We start from the raw sequence: 721 nt of genomic DNA, 5'->3' as shown, positions 1-721 counted from the left end.
GGTCTCGGCTAAGCGTAGTGCGGAGGCAAGGAAACTTTTCGTTTCCGACTGCCGACGTAGCTAAAGCTTATTGTTTAGTTTTTCTTTTTTTGTTCCAAAGCTAAATCCATAAGATTTAGCGACATTATAAATATACACAGACCTTTCGTTTTTGCCCTAAAGTCCGCATTACGTTTAGGCATTGTTATCTCTTGTTTTTCTACGTCTGAGTAGGCACGTTGTATTACTTTTACCTTAGCAACCAAGCTAAAAAGTCCATCTGCGCAACAGTTGCATTTGAGTAAAGTCCATTTACGTAACCCTGAATTTTTTAGGATTTTTTATTCGTATTGTTCGCATTCAAAAATCAAATGGCTTTTCATTTCACTAGGTTTAATGACAATTGCATCAAATACGCGATTCGGAAATGCTCCAATCAAATAATTTTCCTGTTCTAGCTTATCTAACCACTCCAAAAACGGACTTAATTCTACCCTCACAACATTATGTTCAATCCAGTCCGAGTTTAGGAACTCCATTGCGAACTCCATTTCAGGCCATACCGGAATACATTCCGTTTCGCCGTTCGAACAAGTAACGTAATCTCCATTTTTGTCCGAAATCAAGAATACCTGCTCAAAATCAGCAACTTTACGCACTAAAAAACCATACCTCTCGGATGGTTTTAAGTTAAAAACGTTCTCGATTTTTTGATAGTTCATAATTTTTATAAAATAAGAGA

The 721-nt window shown here is 36.9% G+C and carries 1 protein-coding gene; it reads right to left on the bottom strand.

The annotated features are described in order from the left end of the window. Positions 1 to 320: 320 nt before the first annotated feature. Positions 321 to 721, bottom strand: a 401-nt coding sequence (locus AACM45_RS20310) for a DUF2750 domain-containing protein (RefSeq protein ID WP_339145039.1), incomplete at its 5' end; no start/stop codon positions are given.

It is taken from the genome of Croceitalea sp. MTPC5 (assembly GCF_036985505.1).
Taxonomy (GTDB): domain Bacteria; phylum Bacteroidota; class Bacteroidia; order Flavobacteriales; family Flavobacteriaceae; genus Croceitalea.
Note: the sequence above shows the minus strand (reverse complement) of the source record. Positions and strands in the feature narration are given on the sequence as shown.